The organism is Colwellia sp. BRX8-5, from assembly GCF_014077325.1.
Taxonomy (GTDB): domain Bacteria; phylum Pseudomonadota; class Gammaproteobacteria; order Enterobacterales; family Alteromonadaceae; genus Colwellia_A.
Window position 1 is genome coordinate 17,971 of the sequence record NZ_JACGVR010000034.1, and the last position, 23,088, is coordinate 41,058.

General features: G+C 35.9%; 21 protein-coding genes. 1 reads left to right on the forward strand and 20 read right to left on the reverse strand.

Annotated features, from left to right (window positions below):
- Positions 1-180 precede the first annotated feature (180 nt).
- The 11 genes from H4J62_RS16845 to H4J62_RS16895 all read right to left on the reverse strand — a co-directional run bounded on the left by H4J62_RS16845 (position 181) and on the right by H4J62_RS16895 (position 10,519).
- Positions 181-1,407 carry a cyclopropane-fatty-acyl-phospholipid synthase family protein gene (locus H4J62_RS16845; protein ID WP_182217273.1) on the reverse strand — a complete coding sequence of 409 codons (1,227 nt, stop codon included), beginning with the start codon at positions 1,405-1,407 and terminating at the stop codon, positions 181-183.
- A gap of 35 nt (positions 1,408-1,442) precedes the next feature.
- Positions 1,443-2,219, reverse strand: a complete 777-nt coding sequence (locus H4J62_RS16850; protein ID WP_182217275.1) for a DUF1365 domain-containing protein — start codon at positions 2,217-2,219, stop codon at positions 1,443-1,445.
- Positions 2,220-2,221: 2 nt separating this feature from the next.
- Positions 2,222-3,493, reverse strand: a complete 1,272-nt coding sequence (locus H4J62_RS16855) for an NAD(P)/FAD-dependent oxidoreductase (RefSeq protein ID WP_182217276.1) — start codon at positions 3,491-3,493, stop codon at positions 2,222-2,224.
- A gap of 5 nt (positions 3,494-3,498) precedes the next feature.
- Positions 3,499-4,215, reverse strand: a complete 717-nt coding sequence (locus H4J62_RS16860) for an SDR family NAD(P)-dependent oxidoreductase (protein ID WP_182217278.1) — start codon at positions 4,213-4,215, stop codon at positions 3,499-3,501.
- Positions 4,215-4,676 (reverse strand): nuclear transport factor 2 family protein, encoded by a 462-nt coding sequence (locus tag H4J62_RS16865; RefSeq protein ID WP_182217280.1) that lies wholly within the window; start codon positions 4,674-4,676, stop codon positions 4,215-4,217. Before H4J62_RS16865 ends, H4J62_RS16860 begins: the two co-directional genes overlap by 1 nt.
- Positions 4,677-4,743: 67 nt before the next feature.
- Positions 4,744-6,123 carry a deoxyribodipyrimidine photo-lyase gene (phrB, locus tag H4J62_RS16870; protein WP_182217281.1) on the reverse strand — a complete coding sequence of 460 codons (1,380 nt, stop codon included), beginning with the start codon at positions 6,121-6,123 and terminating at the stop codon, positions 4,744-4,746.
- A 190-nt stretch (positions 6,124-6,313) separates the two neighbouring features.
- Positions 6,314-7,273, reverse strand: a complete 960-nt coding sequence (locus H4J62_RS16875) for a DUF523 and DUF1722 domain-containing protein (RefSeq protein ID WP_182217283.1) — start codon at positions 7,271-7,273, stop codon at positions 6,314-6,316.
- 34 nt (positions 7,274-7,307) lie between these two features.
- Complete coding sequence (locus H4J62_RS16880; protein ID WP_182217285.1) at positions 7,308-7,994, reverse strand: ChrR family anti-sigma-E factor; 687 nt, start codon at positions 7,992-7,994, stop codon at positions 7,308-7,310.
- A complete protein-coding gene (locus H4J62_RS16885; protein ID WP_404842425.1) occupies positions 7,987-8,556 on the reverse strand; it encodes a sigma-70 family RNA polymerase sigma factor in 570 nt (189 codons plus the stop codon). The genes H4J62_RS16880 and H4J62_RS16885 overlap by 8 nt, the downstream gene beginning before the upstream one ends.
- Before the next feature lie 130 nt (positions 8,557-8,686).
- Complete coding sequence (locus tag H4J62_RS16890) at positions 8,687-9,256, reverse strand: LON peptidase substrate-binding domain-containing protein (RefSeq protein WP_182217286.1); 570 nt, start codon at positions 9,254-9,256, stop codon at positions 8,687-8,689.
- 1,032 nt (positions 9,257-10,288) lie between these two features.
- Positions 10,289-10,519 (reverse strand): hypothetical protein, encoded by a 231-nt coding sequence (locus H4J62_RS16895; protein ID WP_182231352.1) that lies wholly within the window; start codon positions 10,517-10,519, stop codon positions 10,289-10,291.
- Between the two features lie 160 nt (positions 10,520-10,679).
- Here H4J62_RS16895 and H4J62_RS16900 point away from each other — a divergent pair, with 160 nt between their 5' ends.
- Entirely contained in the window at positions 10,680-11,576 is an 897-nt protein-coding gene (locus tag H4J62_RS16900; RefSeq protein WP_182231353.1) for a TIGR01777 family oxidoreductase, read from the forward strand.
- 1 nt (position 11,577) lies between these two features.
- On the opposite strand, the gene H4J62_RS16905 is transcribed toward H4J62_RS16900, so the two are convergent.
- The 9 genes from H4J62_RS16905 to H4J62_RS16945 all read right to left on the reverse strand — a co-directional run bounded on the left by H4J62_RS16905 (position 11,578) and on the right by H4J62_RS16945 (position 23,078).
- Entirely contained in the window at positions 11,578-12,135 is a 558-nt protein-coding gene (locus tag H4J62_RS16905) for a DUF3833 domain-containing protein (RefSeq protein WP_182217290.1), read from the reverse strand.
- Entirely contained in the window at positions 12,128-12,688 is a 561-nt protein-coding gene (locus H4J62_RS16910; protein WP_182217291.1) for a chalcone isomerase family protein, read from the reverse strand. Before H4J62_RS16910 ends, H4J62_RS16905 begins: the two co-directional genes overlap by 8 nt.
- Entirely contained in the window at positions 12,681-13,175 is a 495-nt protein-coding gene (locus H4J62_RS16915) for a DUF2878 domain-containing protein (protein ID WP_070373616.1), read from the reverse strand. Before H4J62_RS16915 ends, H4J62_RS16910 begins: the two co-directional genes overlap by 8 nt.
- Before the next feature lie 322 nt (positions 13,176-13,497).
- On the reverse strand, positions 13,498-13,863 hold the full coding sequence (locus tag H4J62_RS16920; RefSeq protein ID WP_182217293.1) for a cupin domain-containing protein: 366 nt from the start codon (positions 13,861-13,863) through the stop codon (positions 13,498-13,500).
- A 75-nt stretch (positions 13,864-13,938) separates the two neighbouring features.
- Positions 13,939-14,730 (reverse strand): PhzF family phenazine biosynthesis protein, encoded by a 792-nt coding sequence (locus tag H4J62_RS16925; protein WP_182217295.1) that lies wholly within the window; start codon positions 14,728-14,730, stop codon positions 13,939-13,941.
- A 183-nt stretch (positions 14,731-14,913) separates the two neighbouring features.
- Complete coding sequence (locus H4J62_RS16930; protein WP_182217297.1) at positions 14,914-16,290, reverse strand: pitrilysin family protein; 1,377 nt, start codon at positions 16,288-16,290, stop codon at positions 14,914-14,916.
- Positions 16,291-17,625 carry a pitrilysin family protein gene (locus H4J62_RS16935; RefSeq protein WP_182217298.1) on the reverse strand — a complete coding sequence of 445 codons (1,335 nt, stop codon included), beginning with the start codon at positions 17,623-17,625 and terminating at the stop codon, positions 16,291-16,293.
- Between the two features lie 289 nt (positions 17,626-17,914).
- Positions 17,915-18,874: a DUF1186 domain-containing protein gene (locus H4J62_RS16940; RefSeq protein ID WP_182217300.1), complete on the reverse strand. Its 960-nt coding sequence runs from the start codon at positions 18,872-18,874 to the stop codon at positions 17,915-17,917.
- A gap of 151 nt (positions 18,875-19,025) precedes the next feature.
- Positions 19,026-23,078 (reverse strand): hypothetical protein, encoded by a 4,053-nt coding sequence (locus tag H4J62_RS16945; protein ID WP_310733549.1) that lies wholly within the window; start codon positions 23,076-23,078, stop codon positions 19,026-19,028.
- Between the last annotated feature and the right edge of the window lie 10 nt (positions 23,079-23,088).

A 23,088-nucleotide genomic window follows, 5' to 3' on the forward strand; every position in this document is an offset into this window, starting at 1 on the left:
TTGATGTGAGGATAAATATTGAAATTACGGTTAATATTTGACTGGTTGGGGCATGTTATAACAACAAAATAGGCATTATTGCCTATTTTGTTTAATAGGTTACTTATTAATTAAGCTGTCCGCACTTTACTTAATCCATTCAATTAAGATTAAGAAATAAGGCAAGCCTGCAACACTTTATTATTTACGCGCAACTATATGAACAGCACTAGTGGAACGCTCTAAAAATGCGCCTTCACAGTAAGCAAAGTAATATAACCATAGACGTTTAAATGTCTCATCATAACCAAATTGAGTAAGATCAGACCAAGAAACTAAAAACTTTTCACGCCAATGTGCTAGTGTTTGCGCATAATCTAGACCAATATCATCAAGCTGTTCAACAACAAGACTACTATGTTTGGTAATATTATCTGAGAGTACATTTACCGAAGGTAAAAAACCACCTGGAAAAATATAACGCTGAATAAAGTCTACGTTACTTCTATAGTAATCAAAACGTTGGTCGGCGATAGTGATAGACTGTATGAGTAATTTACCGCCATTTTTCAATAAATCATTACATTGTTTAAAGAAGCTAGGTAAAAATTCATAGCCAACGGCTTCAATCATCTCAATTGAAACGACTTTATCAAATGACCCTGTTAAATCGCGATAGTCTTGTTTGAGTAAAGTGATCTTATCTTGTAATCCTAACTTTTCAATACGCGACTGGGCATAACTAAATTGTGCGTCAGAAATAGTTGTTGTCGTTACTTTACAGCCATAATTTTGTGCTGCATATATAGCTAAACCGCCCCAACCTGTTCCAATTTCTAGTAAATGATCACTCTCACATAAAGATAAACGCTGACAAATCGTTTCAAGTTTATGGAGTTGAGCTTCGTCTAATGTGGCATTTTTGCTCGGATAAATTGCAGACGAATACATCATTTCTGGGTCAAGAAAACGCGTATATAATTCGTTACCAAGGTCATAATGAGCAAGAATATTTTTCTTTGAACCTAATTGAGTATTTCTATTCTGCCAATGAGTTATACTGTTCTTAAACTTGTTTAACCATGACTTTTTTGACTCAAGGCTATCAGTTTCTTGTTGTGCTTTAGCAAAAATTCTAATGACATTAGTAAGATTAGGACTGCTCCATTTTCCTTCGATAAAGGCTTCGGATACACCGATACTGCCACCTTTAACAAAATCACGGTAAACACTTATATCATGTATATTGATCTTTCCTTTGAGCGGCGAGCTTCCTGGTGCTTCAGGGAAAATGTTATGCTCTGTTCCTTCCACAACTTCTAATTGGCCATATGATAACTTCGAAAAGACAGAATGAACCATGTCACGACAACGCTTATCTATCCAATTCGCTGTCTGCAAAGTTCTAACACCTTCAATTTGTTCCATTTGGTACTCCTTCATCTTATTTTACAATCTATATATTAATTTGATTTTTGATAGCCAATAAAGGGTATCCGCTTAACGAACAACCTTACTGCTTGCCAGTAGATGCCCCAAACAACTTTTACTGTCATTAAAGGAAGTTGACACCAGATTGCCAACAAACTTTTCTTAGTAAATGGCTTCTTTTTCATAACAAGACTGGCATCGAATAATTTACTTACTTCGCCTGTCTCTTCATTAATTGTTTTGTTTTCAATTTTAACCAGTAGCTTATCGTGTTCAGATGACGGTGGCTTTACATGCCAAAAATATGTCATTGCCATATCCATAAAGGGTGAAACCTGAAACTCTTTTTTACTGGTATTAGCTGTTTTTTTATTGAGTAAATTAACTAGATAAAAATGTCTTTCATTCCAAGGGGTATTGCTAACCTCTGCTAACATTTGAGTACATTCATTTTTTTCGTTATAACAAAAATAAAAATTAGCTGGGCTAAAATATATACCAAAACATCTAACTTGTACCAGCATGACAATTTTAGCTATCTCATTGTGCCCATCTAATAGAACAACTTTCTGTTTTATACGGTCCTTAAGAGAGGATAGTTCACCCTTTACATAATCTTTTTCAACAAAGCGTAAAGGATGAAACCACGAAAAACCAAAAATCCCCATACTGTTACTATTATTTTCTACATCATCAACGTCTATCGCGAGCATATACAAAGAGTAATCAAAACTATGCGCCTTAGGACTAAAGCGACGGTGAATTATATTACCTTGATAAATATTGCTTTTGTTGAATAATTCAGACATTTTTAGCCTTTAACAGTAGGTGCTATATAACATTCAAATTTATTAGCCACTTCTACAGCACTTCTAACACCATCTTCATGAAAGCCATTATGCCAGTAAGCTCCGGCAAAGTGCGTATGATCGACACCACAAATGAGTGATCTGCTTTTTTGAGCGGTGATTGAATCAGCAGAAAAAATAGGATGGTGATAGGTAAATTCTCTTAATATTTTTTTCGGATCAATATCTTCTTTCTGGTTTAATGTCACACAAAAGGTATGCTGACTTTCTATGCCTTGCAAAATATTCATATTGTAAGTAACACTTGCTGCCTTAGAGCGATCTTGACTGAGCTGGTAATTCCAACTTGCCCACGCTTTCTCGCGATCAGGTAAAAGTGTTTTATCGGTATGTAAAATCACAGAATTGGCACTGTAAGGCATAGCAGATAGGATGCTATTTTCATTATCAGTTGCATCATTTAACAAGGCAAGGGCTTCATCTGAATGACAGGCAATAACAACTTCATCAAAGGTCTCACTAGCGCGCTCGTTAAAGTGCAAGTGAACTTTGTCGTTGCTACGCGTAATCCCTGAAATATCAGCATTAAGTATTATATTATCTTTAAATGGCGCACATAATGGCGTTAAGTAACTTCTAGAGCCTTTTGGTATAACGTACCATTGAGGCCTGTCAGCGATATTAAGTAAACCATGGTTATGGAAAAATTGTACAAAAAACTTAAATTCAACATCTTCCATTTGCGCTAATGAACTTGACCAAATAGCAGCAGCCATGGGTAAAATATAATGCTCAGCAAAAAATGCGCTGAAATTATTATCAGTTAAAAATTTACCTAATGTTAACCCTTCCTGATAATCATTGTGCTGATAAATACTTTTACAAAGTTTATTGAAGCGTAATATTTCTTTAACAAGAAACCAGAACTTTGGATTAAATATATTTCTTCTTTGCGCAAATAAAGTATCTAAGTTATGGCCATTGTATTCCAGTCCTGTTTGACAGTTGTGAACAGAAAAACTCATCTCAGTAGCTTGTTTACCAATACCAATCTCTGACAATAAAGCCAAGTAATTAGGGTAAGTTTTATTGTTAAAAACAATAAAACCTGTATCTATGGCAAAAGTTTCATCGGCGATTTCAACGTCTACTGTGGCGGTATGACCACCGATTTTGTCATTTTTTTCAAAGACAGTTACTTGGTGCTTTTTTGAGAGTAAATAAGCCGCGGTTAAACCAGAGATACCAGAGCCAATAATAGCAATGTGCTTCATGCTTTTTATTTCCTTAAAATAATTGATTGCCAAAGAGATGCAGGTAAAAAAGAGAATAACTTTAAGGTCAACGTAAGCCTTTTTGGAAAGTGCAAATAATTAGCTCGGCGGTTAACACCTTTAAAAATTCGTGTAGCGGCTTCTTCACTAGATAATAGAAACGGCATATCGAAGGTGTTTTTTTCTGTTAAAGGCGTCTTGATAAACCCAGGATGTACCAATGTTACACCAATATTTTCAGCCACCAGATCAAGTCGTAAACTATTCGCTAAATAATCCATACCTGCTTTTGAGGCACCATATGCTTCACTTCTTGGAAAAGGGACGATTGTTGCACTAGAACTAACAAATACCACCTGCCCACCTTTGTTAGTGAGCGGCAAGAAAAATTCTAAAAGAGCACCTAATGATGATAAATTTGTTGCAATAATATCACTAAATAGTTTGCCGTCGAAATGCTTAGCATCGTCGATGTAACGGCAGTCGCCTGCATTTAATATCATGATATCGATTTCTTTGATATCAACAGCAGCAGACTCTATCTGGGCAGGTTTGGTCATATCGAATACCAATGTTTTAAAAGCCTTACTGCACAGCTTATCTAATTTACTTTTATCACGTCCACAAGCAATAACATTGTCACCTTGCGCTAAATATTTTTCATATAAAGCGTGGCCAATACCTGAAGTGGCGCCTGTGATTAAAACAGTACGAATTGCCATTACTTTGCCGCCTTTTGCTTAATTAATTTTATTAGCTTACCTAAAACAGGTAATTGTTCATAAAGCATTGAGCCAAGATCTAAGTAATCTCGGTGGTAAATGACTTTATCTTCATAACCTTTAATATGGGAGTGGCCTATTACAGTGATAAGTTTACCTTTATTCAACTTGGGGTGTTGATATGACATCGTCCAATAAATAGCAGCTTGATCTTTTTCAGCAATAATATTAGTAATAACAAAATCACAAGTCGATAGATTTTGATATAAATTTTGAAAATATTCAAATAAATTATCAAAGCCTTTAAGCTCATGGATGGGGTCAATAAAAATAACATCACGATGATAAATCTTTGACAGAAGATCTAGATTGTCGGTAGAAAGAGTTTGATAAACGTTAACAAAATTATTTAACCAAAACGGCGAAGTGGTAGATGTATCCTGTGGGGCATTATTTTGCATTGCTGTTACCGTAATGGCATTAGCTAATCATAGAAAGTTTGATTAGCTAAAATTATAAGTAAGCCAGTTATACCTTATAGAAAGCGAGAGCTTTTAACCTAGCTTCTTTATGGTCAACAACTGGTGGCCAGTAAATATTTTTTTTGTTTTTTTCTATAAACAAATGCGGAAAGTGAATATTTTTATCTGGAACACTTCCCAACTCTGGTAAATACTTACGGATGAAAATGCCTTTTGGATCAAAACGTTCACTTTGTCTTATCGGGTTGAAAATTCTAAAGTATGGCTGTGCATCACAACCGGTACTTGCTGCCCATTGCCAGCCACCATTATTAGAGGCTAAATCACCATCGATTAGCTGACTCATAAAATACTTTTCACCAAGACGCCAGTCGATTAATAGATGCTTAGTCAAGAAACTTGCGACAACCATACGAAGTCGATTATGCATCCAACCCGTTTGATTGAGTTGTCTCATGGCGGCATCTACTAGCGGATATCCTGTTTTACCCTGACACCAAGCATCAAACAAACCTTTATCATAATGCCAATTAACGCCTTGGTACTTCTCATTAAAGCACTGGTGTTTAGAAAGCCTTTGTTCATGAAACATTAAATTTCTATAAAATTCACGCCATATGATTTCATTTAACCATGAAAATTCTTGACTATCTGAAGCGATTAATATGTCTGGGTAGGCGTTAATTAAAGTTCTTAATATATACCTGGGACTAATGACACCAGCAGCTAAATAAGGTGACAACCCCGAGGTGCCCTTAATGGAAGGGATATCTCTTTGATCGTGATAATCAGATATTTTTTCATTAAAGAAAGTAGGAAGTACATGTTTTTCAATGTCACCAACCAGTGGCCAACCAGAAGATATACTTGCATCAGAAAGAGTATCTGCTGATGATACTTTAGCGGTACTAGTTTCTATTTTACCTAGATAATCAAAGCTATGTTGCTTAACATAAGTCAACCAGGCACGTTTAAAAGGAGTAAAAACCTTATACATCTGGTTAGATAAATTAAGAACTTTTCCCTTAGGCACAATAACATCAGCTTCAAATAAACTGAGCTTTATACCCAGTGCAACAATAGCTTTATCACGTTTTTGTTCATTAAATTCGACTTCACTGTTGGCAACAATCTCATTGATATTTTCTTTTTCACAACGCGCTTGTAAGTATGAAACCTGATCTTCAAAAGTAGCGGCGTCAACTAATTCTAACTCAATACCAACTGACAGAAGCTCTTCGCGAAGTGCTATGGCATGGCGTTTTATAAAATCAATCTTTATAGCAGACCAATCATGCTGGTGCCATTGTTGTTCAGAGATGAAAAAAACGGCTTTAAGGGGAGCATTATCTTGATTGTTTTTTAAAAAATACTGTAATGCGGGATTATCATGACTTCTAAGATCATTGCGAAACCAAAGTAACAAATTTTATTCCTTTATCATTGACTGAAAGTAATTTTGCCCGTTTAACAAATTTTATAATCATTGCTAATGGTAAACAGCCAATGACTGATGCTTTATTTTATAAATAGTACAACATTTTATAAAATAAACATCTTGCCTTTGACTGATACTCTATTCTGTAAAGCCGATGACTTAATTAATTTGAAAAGCATTAATATGAATATCTTAACCTTAGTGCATCAGGATAAGGTGCTAAATAAGATTGATTTGTTAAATAATCTTTAGGGTACTGTAATAGGTAATGCTTGATTAACGTTAAAGGAACAACTAATGGCACAAGTCCTTCACGATAAGCATCTATCTGATCACAAAGCTCTTGTCGTTCATTAGCTTTGAGATGCTGTGAAAAATATCCTTGAATATGGGCAAGAGTATTTGCGTGTTTTTTACGAGTCGCTTTTATTTTTAGTGCAGTCATTAGCCCTAAAATATATTCGTCAGCCATATCAGCAAGCGGCATATCCGCTCTCGCTAACAATCGACCTAAATCTTTGTAAGCAATTAAATCATGACTCATTACTGTGTACTTATATTTGCTGTGAAATGTTGTTAATTTGTGTTTAGTAAGCCCTGTAGCAATGAGATTTTGCCAATGCTTGTAAGCAAATACACGAGCGACAAAGTTTTCACGAAGCACCATATCATTTAAGCGGCCATTTTCTTCACAAGGCAGTAGTGGGTTAGCTTCCATAATAACTTTAGCAAACGCACCTATGCCGTCAGATGGTAACGCGTGACCGCCTGGATTGTAAACTTTAACCCTTTCCATACCACAACTTGGACTTTTAGCACAAAAAATATACCCACTTAAATCTTTAGTAGCTTTGGCGACTTTTTCACCGTAAAGCTGAAGTGCTTGTGTAACATCACCACTGCCATCAGGACGAGATACATGAATGACATCGTCCTTTTTTATTAAACGAATTGTCGGCCTTGGAATAGGTAGACCTATTGCGACTTCAGGACAAAAAGATTTATACGTTACGTGATTACTAAATTCTTTTATACAAAAAGTCGAAGGTTTGTTACTGGCATCAAAGCGAACTTTCTCGCCAAGCAAACAAGCACTAATGCCAATAAGTAAATCTTCTTTGTCGACTGAGTGAATCATATTTTTCCCTAAAAATGTTAGAACATCTGCTTACCTAATAGATAAAGGAACCTATTGGATTCAGCAATTTATTAATGCCCTGTGTAAAATGCATTGCGTCATTAGCTACAGTATAACAAAGGCAGCCACTGCTTGAAATTGGATTATGAAGATGTTCACCATCAAGCATAATAAAATCACCCTTTACATATTCACCCTTTTCATCATGAAAAGAACCTTCTAATAATAACGTTAACTCAAAACCTTTGTGGGTATGTTGTGGAACAGAGCCGCTTGGCTCCATGTGCAACAAATTAGTATGAATTTCATTTTCATCAAGCTGTACACGTTTTCTTGCTAATTTACCTATATGTGCTGTTTTTCCCAACATCATATTATTCAATACGCTAGGTAATTGATAAGACTTATCTTTAAAACTGATAATTTTATTTTCAACCGGTTGCATAACATCAATCGCATCAGAATCTGTGATGCTATTAATCATGTCATCAAAATTTATCGCTAGAATACCTTCAGCAACTAAATCGCCACCACTGTGAGTGATATTTGTAGCTGACTCATCAAAATTCAATTCTGCTACTTGGTCAGTCAACAGTGATATTTTCTGTTGGCAAGTTGGACACATACTAGCGTGAATGGAAATACCTGCAGACAAAGAAGCGGGTAAATCACCATTAACAAACGACTGTATTAACTCAAATTTCGGGTGATGTTTAATCATGATTTTCTCCTAACTGCACTTTGAGTTTCGCTAAAGCTAAACGCAAACGAGATTTTATAGTACCTAGAGGTAGATTTAGATGGTTCGCTAGTTGTTCTTGAGACATTTCCATAAAATAGAAACCTTTAACAACTTGCTGTTGTGCTTCTGGTAATTTTTCAATTACTGATAAAAGCTCTTTATTTTCAAGATGATCATCAAATGATTCTTCTTCACTCACTTGGCTTTCTGCTAATGGCCAAATGTCATCACTGAGGTTGTCTTCTTTGTTGCCCTTAATCTTACGTAACATGTCAAAAGTGACATTTCGCATGACTGTATAAACCCAAGTCGTAGCAGCTCCTTTGTCTTTATCAAATAAATGGGCTTTGCGCCAAACATTACTCATGGTCTCTTGAACCACTTCGCTAGCTTGAGCTTCATTAGGGAATTTACCCCGGGCAATTCGTTGAATTTTAGGTGCAAAAAATTGAAACAAATCGGTGAATGCTTTTTTATCTCTTGTGCATGCTACGTCGTTAAGCCACTGACAAAGCTGAGGATGATTAATTTTTTCTGTCATGTTACTAGATTTAACACTTGTCACTGTGCTTAGCAAGTTAGTTTGCATCACTTCTATCACCGCTTTTCGCTTTTATTATATTTAGATGCTTATACGGATACAAATGAATAAAGATCACTAATTAATATATTTATTTATCTATAACAGATTGAACCAATTCTTTTGCGGCTTGAAAATCATGATCAATAACAAATGTAGCTTTTATGTCTAAATCTATTGGTAGCAACTCTAGCCATCTTGCAATAACCCAGCTTGGACGAGTGATTTCTTTTTGCTGATATAAATCATCTAAGTCCGGATTGTTCGTGAATACGTTTGCTAAAGACTCTGACAACTCAGAGAGTGAAGTATCGACTGAAGATTGTGACCAATGTTGAATTTGCTTTACATCACCAAAATACAATTTATCGCTATCCAAGGTTAACGTATTAATTTCTACTAATGATTTACATTTAACATCAATTTCTAATATTCCGTCATCTCCTTGATCAAAATTAATAATTTCGACCCAGCTTCCCCACAATGAATTTGAAATATCATTGTTGCTATTCTTCGACCATATAATGAAGCCACCATTTTTAGAAGCAATACCCACCATTTTTAAATAGCGCGGTTCAAATATTCTTAATTTGGTAACTCCCTCAGGTAGAAGGAATATAGGCAAAGGAAAAACAGGTAGATTGATTGTAGTTATTTTCATATATTTATTACTTCTATTATCTTATTAATATATACGTGCATGAACAAAAAATGATCACAATTATATAAAAAATCATCTAAGCCGGGGCTAAAACATCTATATAAGTAACCTATGAATCAAAGGTAAACTACATTTAGTCAGGCCACTATGCTTGAATCAAAGCCGATAGATATTAATTGTTCATTACTATCGTTATTGTTTGTTATACGTTAAAAAACAAGCAATCGATCACATAAAGATAAGTAACAGGCAAAAAAAAGCCCCATAGGCTGGGGCGTAAAAATATGCATATAAATAGGTTATGCATTAAAGAGTAAAACTATGTCTTAGTCAGAGTCACTATGTCATGTCGATAAAGATTAACTGTTATCGTCATATTTAGTTATACGTTATTGGCCAGATAATCGATCACTTAAAAGTAAATAATAAGCAAAAAAAAGCCCCATAGGCTGGGGCATAAAAATATGCATATAAATAGGTTATGCATTAAAAGGTAAAACTATGTCTTAGTCAGAGTTACTATGTCGTGTCGATAAAGATTAACTGTTATCGTCATGTTTTGTTATACGTTAATCGCCAGATAATCGATCACTTAAAAGTAAAGAATAAGCAAAAAAAAGCCCCATAGGCTGGGGCGTAAAAATATGCATATAAATAAGTTATGCATTAAAGGGTAAAACTATGTCTTAGTCAGAGTCACTATGTCCTGTCGATAAAGATTCACTGTTATCGCCATGTTTAGTTATACGTTAATGGCCACATAGCCGATCACTTAAAAGTAAATAATAAGTAAAAAAAAGCCCCATAAGCTGGGGCATAAAAATATGCATATAAATAGGTTATGCATTAAAAGGTAAAACTATGTCTTAGTCAGAGTTACTATGTCCTGTCGATAAAGATTAACTGTTATCGTCATGTTCAGTTATACGTTAATGGCCAGATAATCGATCACTTAAAAGTAAATAATAAGCAAAAAAAAGCCCCATAGGCAGGGGCATAATATCAACTAATTAGAAAATGTAATACGAGCTATTAATCAAGAATTACGGTATCGATACCAACAGATATTTTGGTGTTAGATAATATTGCATCTATTCCTGTAGCCTGAAGTCCTGCGACTAATGTACTAAAACTGCCATTACTAATAGCAGCATCAACAATGGTTATTTTTTCTTTTTGTGTCTCTGTTGCTTTATCATCATTACAAGCTTGTAGAAAAAACATATTTATAATGGCTACTGTTAATACTTTAAAATATTTCACTTGGCTTCCATTATAAGCTTATTGAGTTAATTTCATTTCAAATCACGCATAAAAAAGACAAAGTTCACAATATTTTGATAAAATATTAAAACAATTTTGAATGATCTTATAAGATTAATACTTCGTATTAATTTAGTTATTCTAATCATTGGATGTACCTATGAATTATCTTATTACCGGTGGAACTGGCCTCATTGGCCAAGCATTGATTAAATCTATAAATACGGACAAAAACACGATTACGGTGTTAACTCGAAATATTAAATCTGCGAGTTCAGTCATAAACAAAAAAGTCCGGTTTATTGATAAACTCTTACTTACCAACATAGAAAGCACTGATATTGTTATTAATTTAGCCGGCGAGCCTATTGCTGATAAGCGTTGGTCACAAGAGCAAAAAAATAGAATTTGTCAAAGCAGATGGGATATTACTGAAGAAATAGCACAGTTAATTTCTATCGCAGAAAAACCACCAAGTTTGCTTATTTCTGGCAGTGCAATTGGGATATATGGTCGACAAAACAGTCAAGCCATTGATGAAACCTTTAGAGATTTTCATCAAGAATTTACTCATGAAGTCTGTGCAAAGTGGGAAGAAAAAGCGTTACTTGCTTGTTCAGCAAATACTAGGGTTGCTCTATTACGTACCGGGATAGTATTAGATAAGAGTTCTGGTGCCCTAGCTAAAATGTTATTACCGTTCAAATTAGGTGTTGGCGGGAAGATAAGTAAGGGCGATCAAATTATGTCTTGGGTACACATTGACGATATGGTCTCTGCAATATTACATATAATTGATAATGACAACTTGTCAGGACCAGTAAACATGACATCTCCTAATGCGGTAACCAATGAAGTATTTTCAAAAGCTTTATCAAAATCACTTCATCGTCCTAGCCTTTTTACTACGCCAGCCCCACTACTTAAACTTATCTTTGGTGAAATGGCAGAGTTGTTGCTGTATGGACAAAATGTGGTACCACAAAAACTATTAAATAGCGGTTTCGTTTTTAAACATAATAAAATTGAAGCCGCTTTAACTGACCTACTACAATAACTTAATTAGACTGACAGCTTTGGTTTGTTGTTTCCTTATCAAAAAACAATGTTATTTCAGCAACCTGAACACCAAATTTAGACATAGCAGTTTTGTTAAAGACCTTATTTTCATCTAACTGATACATCCAATCATCCATAGCAACTTCCATTATGTCACCATCAAGGTTTAACGATAATGTATATTGAAACTGAAAAGCAAAACCTTGATGCTTGCCAATAGCCTCACCGACAACATCTTCTGCACCGCCGACATAACTTCCATCAGATAGTTTAGTCAATTGCCAATTACGGTAGCTTATTTCACCGTCATCAAAGTAAAATTTTTCTGCAAGTACACCCTGATCTTCTTGCCAACTTCCTTCAATTTCGACACAAAAACGTCTTTTAACTTCATTGGTATAATCTTGAACTATTCCCCAAGCAATAACCTTACCATCAAAGTAAGATTTTATATCAAATGGCTTAGCTACTGGTTTGTATTCCTCTAACTCTACCGAACAGCTAGAAATAAATAAGCTTGTGGTAATAAAAGCTAGAGTTCTTATATATTTATTCATCTTTGTTAATTCCTAATAATTCAAGCCTAAGCTTAGGTTCACTGGTATTTTTTGATAACCATATATCGAGAAAAAGTTGACTAAATTCTTGCTGTTCAATTTCACCAATAAGATCGTTATTAAAATAAAAAGTACTCTTATTATTACTGACATATAAAGACAAGCTATCGCCCTCTTTAATATCAGGCCATATTTTTTCAAGCATAGGTACATAGCTTTCAAAGTTTTCTCTTGGTACACCTAAATGCTGCCATTGCTCGACTGTACGTTCAATTAAGTCTTTACTTGAAATGTCAGTCAAATAGTTAATCTGGTATAACAATTTTTCATCCGTTAACTCAATAGGATATTTTCCAGAAGTTGTCAGCAATTTACTTTTGTACAGGTCCCAAAAAAGCACAGAAAAAGTTGTTTGACCAACAGGTATATAAACCTGCTCTGTAAGAATATTATTTAATGTGTCTGGCTTGATATCATCAGTTGCTAACACTTGAACGGTAATAAATTGTTGTAACATGGTGATAACGATCAATCGAGCATAAAATTTAAGCATGATTTACCTCTTGGGTAATAATTTTTGATTTCAAATAAAAAAACAAAATAAACAATGTCCCCCATACCAACGCTAAAAGGGTATAAGTTGTAAGCATAGAATAACCAAAATCAACCGCTGATAATTTATAACCAGCAATATAGCTTAATGGTGATATTAATCCTCCTATCACTAATTGAAGGACCTTAGAAGAAGCTAAAAATTGTAAGCTATGACAAATGGTGGCGGCAAAACTAGCCCACAACATCATCAGCCAAAAAGGAATATGAGCTTTTTCAATAAAAATGAAAATATTGAGCTGCTGTAATAATGAGTCCACACCAATACCAATGACGCTGACCAACAAGATTAACAACAATTCTTTATAATTCTTAGATTGAAAAAACAAGTGGGCAAGTAGAAGCATAAAGGCGAATGGAATAAAATTATTACCCCAATAAACCAAGCCAAACCATGAAACATTAAAACCAATTAAATTAATCAACATATATTTATCAAATCAACCTTTTTTTCTATATACGTATCAATAAGAGAATAAGATCTATCCACCTAGGTTTAGCACAACTTATATGGAATATTTGTTCTTGTATAAGCTAGCGGCACCAACATTGCTAAAATTAAACGGAAATACATTTTTGCTTTGATAGTATAAGTTTTATATCGCATAAGTAACATTGTGAAACCTATGATGATTACACTAGAGGTTATTAGCGTTGCAATGTTCTGTGCTAACAGTTTAGAGAGCGGCACCTACAAAAGCCAATAGGGTAAAAATGCCCGTTAGCAAAGTAAAAGTATCGCTATATACTTTATACCCAAAGATCATTCTGAGCGGTAAGCTCTCCTGGTGAATCTCCGGTATTAACGACACCACAAGGTTCTATAAGCATTATTTTACATTCATCTTTTGCATGAGGTTTATGTTCAACGCCTTTTGGCACAACATACATTTCACCCGCAAGAAGGTCCACTTTGCCATCCCTAAACTCAATACTCATAGCACCTTCTATAACAAGAAAAACTTCGTCGGTGTCTGGATGCGAGTGCCAAGTAAATTCATTTTGAATTTTAGCCAATTTAAATTGATAGTCATTCATTTGGGCAACCACTCTTGGTGACCATTGATCAGAAAAATGAGTGAACTTATTCAATAAATTTATCGGTGTTTTTAACATGAGATTCCTTAAAGGGAGAGTTATTTTTAATGTCCACTGAGCGATAGCGTAAAGCGCCCTTAATTGTCTAAAACGCTACACTGTAACTGTACCCGTTAAGTATTGCACCGCTTTACCTGAGATATAAACTTTATCTCCTTCTATGCGACACATCAGTTTTCCTCCTCGCTTAGAGGCTTGGTAAGCGATAAGGTCGGTTTTGTTTAACTTTTTAGACCAATAAGGCATTAATCCAGTATGAATAGAGCCCGTTACTGGGTCTTCATCACCACCATTTGCAGGCCAAAAGTAACGAGAGACAAAATCAAACTCTGTTGATGTCGATGTCACCACTACATCATAAGGAGCAAGCTGCTTTAATTCGTCACTATTGGCTATAACAGCGAGCACATCACTTTCATTTTTGTAAATAACAAAATACGCTTGGTCATTTAATAAAACGTCGATGGGATTAATCGACAAACCATTTAATAGCGCCTCAGGAATATCATTTACGACAGCGGGCTCTTTATTAGGAAAACACATCTGTATAAGGCCATCGGGGGTTTTTGTAACTGACAGATCGCCCACGGCCTTTGCGAAAAAGTTAATTTCTTTAATTGTGTTATCTTTAGCAAAAATAACGAATGAAGCAGCTAGCGTGGCATGCCCACAGAAATCAATTTCGGTTATCGGTGAAAACCACCGTATTTCATACGTTTGATTATTAATTTGTTTAACAAAGGCAGTTTCTGAAAGGTTATTTTCGATAGCAATAGACTGCATAAGCTCTGTAGTCAGCCAGTCTGAGGTTATAATGACAGCCGCGGGGTTGCCTTTAAACGTCTCATCAGTGAATGCATCTATAACATTTATCTGTAGTTCCATTAAAAATAATACTCCAGTGTGATCAATTTTTCAGTGTTTTTTTATCAATAATTGAGGCTTATTGAATAAAGCGATGGTTGCTGTTCTCGTTGGGTTCTCTCTGTTTACAACGTGCGCAGTATAGTACTGCGCACTTAATTTTATATGCTAAAAATTTTAGCGTTATGCGTTTTTATTACACATCTAAAAACTAACCGTATTGATATCAACTTCTTTTACCTTACCGTATTTTTTTGCTTTTTCAACAATGATGTCAGCCTTACCTATAATGACTAGCTGTAAGTTTTCTCTTGGAAAAACAGTTTTAACAATCTCATTTGCTTTGATGACATTTAGCGCATCAACATTTTTTTGAAAATCGTTAATAAAAGTATTATCAAGCTGTTGAACCCACATAGTAGCTAGTAAACCAGCCAGTTGACGGCTTGTTTCATATTTTGGAGGGAATTGCCCTTTAACATAAGCTTTAGCAGATTCTAAGGTATCTTTATCAATACCCTGCTCCCATAACCTGTCATAGGTTTTTAGCGCTAAATCGATGGCTTCAAAGGTTGTTTCATTTTTAGTGAAAGTAGATATAACAAACGTACCCGCGGTTGAGTAGCTATTGAATTGACTTCTCGCGCCATATGTTAAACCCGAATTAACACGTAATGCGTCATTTAACCACGAGGTAAATCTACCACCCAATATAGTATTGATCACTTTTATGGCAACCATATCAGGATGATTAGACGCTATCCCTTTACCACCTATGATAAAAGTACTTTCGTTAGCATCACTTTTATTAACAACCAATACGTTTGATTCTTCAGGAGCTTTAAAGCTCTTTAAATTAGGGGCACTTATATTTTTAGTTTGCCAGTCTGAAAATAAATCATTAATCTTTTTTTCCATACTTTTGCTATTAAAGTCGCCAACAACTATAAGTGCGCTATTATTTGCTGAGTAGAATGCCTGGTAAAAAGTTTTTATTTGTTTAAGAGAAAGCTTTTCGATAGTTGAAATATTGCCATCAACAGGGTTTCCTAATAAATGTTGTTGAAAATATAGCTGGTTAAATGCACCGCCGATAATTCGCCCGGGTTGCTCCCTACTTTGTTTTAGGTTTTCAAGGTAACGTTTTTTCTCTTTAATAAATTCTTCATTTTCAAAGCTTGGCGCTAATAAAATATCTCTAAATACTGGCAACAATCCATCAATATCTTTACTGGCAATAGATAAGCTTAACGTAGATGACTCCATACCAACGTTGTTGCTAAAGTTAGCCCCATGAAAATCAAATAAATCTTCAATTTCTTTTTTTGATAATTTATTACTACCAAAACCAAGCGCAGTACCCGTAAAGTTCGCTAAGCCATAATTGTCACCGTCATTAACTGCGCCAGCTTTAGTCACCACTCTAATATCGACTAAAGGGACTTCATGTTGTTCCATCAAATAAACGGTTAAGCCATTTTTCAATGTCAGCTTTTGATAATCGGGTAAAGTAAATTCAGCGAATACTGGATGACTTAATGTCAGGATAAAGCTGCAAATAAATAAAATGGAATGTTTCATCTATAAATCTCCTTCGCTGCTGTCTTGTTCAGCAGCTAAAATGCCAACCGTGCGGTTCGACTTTATTAAATAGGTACTTGCGACACGCTTAATGTCTTCGACTGACACTTTGTTCATGTCTGAAATTGCCGTAAACATTTTCGAATAATCATCGAAAAATAACGCATATGTCCCTAACGTATTTGCTTTGCCATTGATTGTGGAAAGCGTGCGATAAAAATCTACCTGAGCAATATTTTTGGTTTTGGTGAGCTCATGCTCAGTAACGCTATTAACAATAATATTATTAATTTCTGCCACCATCGCTTGCTCAAGCACACTCGCTTTTACCGTACTGGTAGCGGTAGCGAAAACATAGAATAGATTGGGATCAAATGAATCCGGCATATAAGTAAAAACGCTTGTTGCTATTTGTTTATCATCAACCAGACTTCTAGACAAACGAGAACTTTGGCCATCACCCAAAATAGAGGCAAGCATTTTCAATGGATAATAATCTGCATGGCGAGTTTCTGGTACGTGAAAAGCAAATAATACATTGGCAGAGGTTGAAGATTCCTTTTGCACGTATGTTCGACGCTCACCGAGTTGCTTAGGCTCAACGGTATGTACTTTTCTTGGGCTTGATTGTGCGCTGATCGGTGCAAAATGTTTATTTGCGAGTTTTTTTACTTGCGCTAAGGTGACATCACCACTAATAACCACAACAGCATTGTTCGGTGCATAATACGTTTTATGGTAGGCCTTGAGATCTTCAATCGACCAATTATCTATGTCTGACTGATGACCGATAACCCCCCAACTGTATGGATGTGCTCGAAAAGCGACGCCTTTTACTTCTTCATGCAGTTTACTGAAATTTGAATTTTCTAACCGAGTTGACCGTTCAGAGGTCACTACGCCACGTTCACTTTCTACCATAGCTTCATCAATAGCGAGGTTTTCAATACGATCGGCTTCTAAACTGAAAATTGTTTCTATTGCACTAACCGGGAACCAATTAGTATAAGCGGTAATGTTTTCCGAAGTGTAAGCGTTATTAGCTCCGCCGGCAGCTTCCATTACACGGTCAAACTGTTTAGGGCCGTATTTTTTTGCACCATTAAACATCATGTGTTCAAAAAAATGTGAAAGCCCCGTTATGCCAGGATATTCATTTCTAGAGCCTACTTTCCAGAATAAATACATGTTGGCATTAGGGATAGAATGGTCTTCTAATACGATGATGGTCATACCGTTGTCTAAGGTAAAAGACTTAACATCTTCAAGCGTAGTTAAGGCACTTGCAGACAAGCTTACCAAAGCACAACAAAGTGCTAGGATTAATTTTTTCATGTTATTTTCACTATAAACTTTAATTGTCGTTGATTGTATTGAGAAAAAATAAATGTGCAAGCAACAAAGACGCGTCAAACGAAATTTGTTAATAAAATGTTGATTTTTACATTGATGATGACAGATTGATGTCATTTACTGATAAAATTAAGCATCAAAAAGATAACTGATATAGCGATTAATTTTAATGAAAAATTCCCTTAAGAAAGTAAAAAACCGCTAATCTTTCAATGAGCGGTTTTTCTAGTTTGACGAGTTAATGTAGGTACGGATTTAATTGCGCTGTATTTTACTGTAAGCAACACTTTTTATATTTTTTGCCACTACCACAAGGACATGGATCGTTGCGTCCAGCCATAGCTAATGAACTCACCGGTACGCTGTTCTCTAAAATTGTTTTTTCGTCATAAAGGATATTAGCTAATAAACCACCTTCAGCCATTAACGACTCAAATATATCATGGTCTTCACTTGGAAGTGTATCGATTAGCTCATCTTCAGAGTCATCATCAATCCATGCCTTTAACGTATCAACGACACTAAACTCTGCCTGAATAATACCAGACTCTATAAGCTTAGGTGCATCTCCCCTGTGCCAGGCCTTTACCTCAGATTTTTTAAAGCGGTCTTCATCAAATAAGTCTTTATCACATAATTCTACAAACTGATGTTTGAAATTATCAAGTTGATATTCAATACAAGAATCGGCTAATGCACTCATTAAAAAACTACTGATTGGATTAGGTAAAGCCAAAAAGGCTGCTAGCCAGCGAGTTACATGTTCACTTAATTCGGTCTTATCAATGACACCCACTTCGTATTGAGCAAACACCGCTTCAATAGCAGAAGCTTTGCAGTACATCGCTTGATGACCATCAACAATGTAATCAGACAATACTTGTGTATTACCATCTGCCACATTATAAAATAAGGTTGGCGTTAATTCAGTAAGAGCATCTCCAAAAACCCCTTCAAGGGGAGTTAAAAAGGAATCACTGCGCGAGAATAACTGCAGACATTTTGACAACGCGGGAACATATTTTAATTCTGCTAGTAATAAGGTGCCGAAAAATAAAATCGCCTGTTGCTCATCGGTAAGCGAAGTATCATCGGTAATAAATTGATCGATGAGTCGCTCTAAATCAGGATAAAACACTGACCAATTCATTTTAACTGCTTCTAGCGCTTCAACAGGTAGTTCGTTGCCATGTGCAGTAGCGATTACCAATAAAGCTTGTTCTAAATTCATGTAAGTTCCGCGTTAAATAATCAATAATGGGTGGCAAATGCCAAATGTTACATAATAAACACTTCCTATTGCCGTTACCAATGAAAGCACTAGATCTAATCAAATTTTCATTTAATATTTCAAATAGATCTAGTTTTGTTGCAACGAGCTATTATTTTTCGTCTAGTTGCTTACTGAGTTCACTTCGCCAATAGCCTTGTTGACCAAGCGCTTTCCAAGCCCATTTTATCCAACTTAAAAAAGCAAAACTCAGCCAAATAACCCAAACCAACATAATACCTTTATAAAAAATGGTTGAGATACTCACCACAGATACTTGGGGTAACAAACCACTCGATTTATCTGAAAACCATTGCAGGTGGTTACCGTATGAATAATTACCTTCAATACCCATACTAGGCGAACTCAACAGGCTGGCCGGAACCACAAGTAAAAGCGACACGATGGCGACAATTGATAACAGATATAATAAAACCTGCGATGCATTATATGAAAGTCGATTAATATTTTTTGGTCGATAAGTACTAGCAGTGATAGCAGCAAACCACAGCGCCATTAGCATTAACACTCCCCAATTACTTAAACTTAAGCCAAAGCCTAAGATTATCCAGCTCACGGTATTTAAGGGTGAAAAATTCACTCTTGAGACGAGTAAAGCTAATAAAATAAAAGCTAACAACTCCCCCCAATAAAGTACCGCTGGCCCCAGTAGAGGACCTTTAGCAGAAAGTATCCAGCGCTGACTACTCAAATTAATAATACTAGTAATATTACTTATTGGCGCATTTAAGTTTATTTTTGGCGCAGAGAACAACAATTCTTCTTCAACACTGGCACGCATCAGTATCTGGACATTATGTTTACCAGGCAGTACTGGAATTGCCAGTTTATCGTCTTCTAATTGAAGGTTAATCAGTTTGTTATCCGTTCTAATTTCTTTTAACTGATAACTTAGTGGCAATTCAATAATATGCTCGCCACCACGTGTACTTCGATAATCAAAAGATAAACTTAAGGTTGAAGTACGGGTGCCTTGCTCAATAGTGTAATTCACTGAATCTATGGCTAACACGTCACCTTTTACTGGAACAGGTCGGGTAATGGTGAGATCTAGGCTTTCTCCGGGATATGGATAGAAAGAGTAACGATAATAATCATTATTGTCTTGGTCTTCTAGAATTATTGGTAATCCAGAAAGATTTGCATGCCACGCAGGACTAACAATCACTCGCCATAGCTCAATTAATGGCTGTTCAGGCTTAGCGTGCAAACGAAGGTCTTGTTGTTGAGCAACGATAGAAGTCCAGGTAAAAAAGTTAACTCCAGCGGGTAAAGTAACTGCCACTTGATTATCTTCAACAATAACCTCTGCGCTGGTAATATTTTCACCTGCTATTAAAGGAACCTTAATATTTATTGAACCGCTATTCGGCGCTATTCGTTCAACCTTAGTGCGTATCGTCCATAATTGGTCAACAGTCAGTTCTCTGGTCACTTTAACAAAGGGCTGTGTACTATAACGAGTTGAAATTTGCTGATTTTCATTTTCCTTTTTATCGGTATCGGTAGCTAAAAAGGCCAAGGTATTGCCAGTTAACCGGTCAGCTTGACGACCAACAATTTGCCAAGCGGCTGAAGAGGATGTATTAACATGCTTAGGCTTATCTTTAAATTCAAGTTGGAATTCATCAACGGGAGCAACCTGCCCCCGCAAGGTGATGGTAGATAATCCTTGGGCAATAGGAATATATATCCAACCTTTATAGTTAACTAAGCTTTCAATTTTATTTTCAACTGAAGTCTCACCTAGTAATAATTTTTCTGGTCGCCAAAATTCAGACTTGGGTAAAGCTAACGCAGTAGCTGTATTAGCATGAACAGATAACACCAAGGTTAATTCTTTCTCACCAATGCTAACGTGTAATCTATTGATAGCAACACAATCAGGCACGCAAGATGGCGCTTCTGTCAGCCTTACCTTAAGCTCATCTAAGAGTTTTTGACTGGGGAAGTCGGCGGCTTCAACATTAGGTATATAACTCGGCATTAAGAACAATAATACCAACACACTCGCGACTGCCTGAGGTTTAATTTTAGTGTATGCCTCGCTAATGACTTCTTTTAATATTAAAAACAGCCAAATCAAAGTCAACAATATACCCAGTATCTTAATGAACCTATAGATGGTTTTTGATAAAACAATCACCTCGAACGTTTGATCTTTAGCAACAGGACTATTCCAATTAATTTGATAGCTATTCCACTGCCAACTTGGAATACCAGAGCCAGCTTGCATTAACGCATCAGCTTGATAACGCTCCATCATTAATTCAGCCATTTTCACTTGACTACCTGACACTATGATTCTTTCAACAGGTGCACTCATTAGATCTGCTGAGGAGATAACATCACTGCGTTTTCTGCTCATCTGTGCTTCTTTGTTTTTTACAACTACTCGTTCTCTATAACTGTCTGCACTTGATTCGCGTGACTCCAGCTGAGGGTGTATCACGGTTCGTAATTGGGTTGCAGAAAATAATAATATCGCGCCAATAGCAACCGTTATACTGATCCCCCAATAAGCCTTAACTAGGACTTTCATGCGTTCAAAGGGTTGATGCTTTTTAATAACGATTGCTAAAAGTAAATTAAGAATGGCGATCACAGGCGCGTTTATTTCTTGATATATAAAAAGCAGCATTACCGCAGTGGCAATACCTGCGGTGACATTAATCAATCGACTCGCCATTAAAGAAGATAATAAAACAATAAAACTTGCCCAAATTGACCAACTTGACCACCAACTGTTTGACACGGTATCGGCTCCAAATACGGCAAACAATTTATTGCCTGGAGGCAGATTTAGCTTCAATGATACCCGCTCAAAATCGTTGTTCCAACCGCTAACAGGTAGTTGTTTGGCTGAGTTGATAATACCTCTTGCTTCAATTTTTACCTGTGGATAACGGTTTTCGATGCCCCTTTCATTGGGCTCTTTGGTGGTAATTAATACTGAGCCATCTTGGTCTTCTGCAGACTCTAATAAATAAGGAGATTTCATACTTAAACGCCAATCATTGATCATTGCGCCATTAATATCATCATTAAAGGTGTAAGTTGAATGATCAAATGAAAGCCATAAGGTGCGTTTCAAGTTAAGTTGATTTTCTAAATGTAAGGGCTTTCCTCTATGTTGAATATCATAACGCAGTGAATCGTCGTTATTAACTAAATAACTCGGTAGCTCATACCAAGCATTGGGCATATTTGCTTGACTACTATCAACCATTTTTGCACCTTCAACTTTACCCAGTCGCAAGTTTTCATGCCCTTCAAAAACCCAAATTTCTTCTTTTGGCCAATGATGAGATTGTTCAGGTTTTTGCCACGTTAATAAAGTAGCGGGTGCATAAGCTAGCACCTTTATTTCCCAACTGCCGGGTTTCAATTTAGCGTGCAAGATACCGTCACCATCTAAAAATGAGGAAACAGGTGATTCAATGCCAATCAGTTCAAACCCTTCAGGCAGTACCTTGCCGAGTTTTACTTCTCTCATTTGACCTGACACATTGATACTAATGAAGGTTTCAAGCTTTATATAAGCGCCGTCTGCAATTCGTCTTGCAACCGTTATATCAAGAGAGTCTTGTTTCTCTTGGCTCGTTTCAAACTTTTGTAACCATAGCTCATTATTTTCTATTTTAGGAAAGGCGATGAGTTGGTTATTAATTGTCATTTTAACGAATGCGTATTGTTCAGGGATAGCGATACTTTGCGGTATTTTTGACCATTCAAATTGGCCTGCTATAACATAAGTGCCTTTGACTAATTCAATAGATGGCTTACCTTTATAACTAAATACAGGAAAGTCTTTGTTATTAACCTTCACAGCAAGTGGCCAGTTATTATCATTTCCGGGTAAAGGGATGATACTTTTCGTTAATACCTGCCATGATTGTTTAAACGTTGCTGAACTGTCTGTTACATTTATTACCAGCGTACTTGGCCAAGCACAAATATGATTCTGCTTTTCAGCAAAGTTAGTATTATTGATGAAAGGACAAGATAGATTTTCGTGGCCTTTCATTACCCAAGACACCCATGGTGTTAAAGGCTCCGGGATAGTGTCTTTTGCAAAAAGTGAGCACGACATTAATAATAGTAGGCAAGAAAAAACACTGTAGGTCAATTTTGTATTTTTCACTTATATCTCC

What these genes read in the sequence shown, in the direction of transcription:
- H4J62_RS16845 (WP_182217273.1), bottom strand. Translation starts at nt 1,407, where the DNA reads ATGGAACAAATTGAAGGTGTTAGAACTTTGCAGACAGCGAATTGGATA.
- H4J62_RS16850 (WP_182217275.1), bottom strand. Translation starts at nt 2,219, where the DNA reads ATGTCTGAATTATTCAACAAAAGCAATATTTATCAAGGTAATATAATT.
- H4J62_RS16855 (WP_182217276.1), bottom strand. Translation starts at nt 3,493, where the DNA reads ATGAAGCACATTGCTATTATTGGCTCTGGTATCTCTGGTTTAACCGCG.
- H4J62_RS16860 (WP_182217278.1), bottom strand. Translation starts at nt 4,215, where the DNA reads ATGGCAATTCGTACTGTTTTAATCACAGGCGCCACTTCAGGTATTGGC.
- H4J62_RS16865 (WP_182217280.1), bottom strand. Translation starts at nt 4,676, where the DNA reads ATGCAAAATAATGCCCCACAGGATACATCTACCACTTCGCCGTTTTGG.
- H4J62_RS16875 (WP_182217283.1), bottom strand. Translation starts at nt 7,273, where the DNA reads ATGATTCACTCAGTCGACAAAGAAGATTTACTTATTGGCATTAGTGCT.
- H4J62_RS16880 (WP_182217285.1), bottom strand. Translation starts at nt 7,994, where the DNA reads ATGATTAAACATCACCCGAAATTTGAGTTAATACAGTCGTTTGTTAAT.
- H4J62_RS16885 (WP_404842425.1), bottom strand. Translation starts at nt 8,556, where the DNA reads ATGACAGAAAAAATTAATCATCCTCAGCTTTGTCAGTGGCTTAACGAC.
- H4J62_RS16890 (WP_182217286.1), bottom strand. Translation starts at nt 9,256, where the DNA reads ATGAAAATAACTACAATCAATCTACCTGTTTTTCCTTTGCCTATATTC.
- H4J62_RS16900 (WP_182231353.1), top strand. Translation starts at nt 10,680, where the DNA reads ATGAATTATCTTATTACCGGTGGAACTGGCCTCATTGGCCAAGCATTG.
- H4J62_RS16905 (WP_182217290.1), bottom strand. Translation starts at nt 12,135, where the DNA reads ATGAATAAATATATAAGAACTCTAGCTTTTATTACCACAAGCTTATTT.
- H4J62_RS16910 (WP_182217291.1), bottom strand. Translation starts at nt 12,688, where the DNA reads ATGCTTAAATTTTATGCTCGATTGATCGTTATCACCATGTTACAACAA.
- H4J62_RS16915 (WP_070373616.1), bottom strand. Translation starts at nt 13,175, where the DNA reads ATGTTGATTAATTTAATTGGTTTTAATGTTTCATGGTTTGGCTTGGTT.
- H4J62_RS16920 (WP_182217293.1), bottom strand. Translation starts at nt 13,863, where the DNA reads ATGTTAAAAACACCGATAAATTTATTGAATAAGTTCACTCATTTTTCT.
- H4J62_RS16925 (WP_182217295.1), bottom strand. Translation starts at nt 14,730, where the DNA reads ATGGAACTACAGATAAATGTTATAGATGCATTCACTGATGAGACGTTT.
- H4J62_RS16930 (WP_182217297.1), bottom strand. Translation starts at nt 16,290, where the DNA reads ATGAAACATTCCATTTTATTTATTTGCAGCTTTATCCTGACATTAAGT.
- H4J62_RS16935 (WP_182217298.1), bottom strand. Translation starts at nt 17,625, where the DNA reads ATGAAAAAATTAATCCTAGCACTTTGTTGTGCTTTGGTAAGCTTGTCT.
- H4J62_RS16940 (WP_182217300.1), bottom strand. Translation starts at nt 18,874, where the DNA reads ATGAATTTAGAACAAGCTTTATTGGTAATCGCTACTGCACATGGCAAC.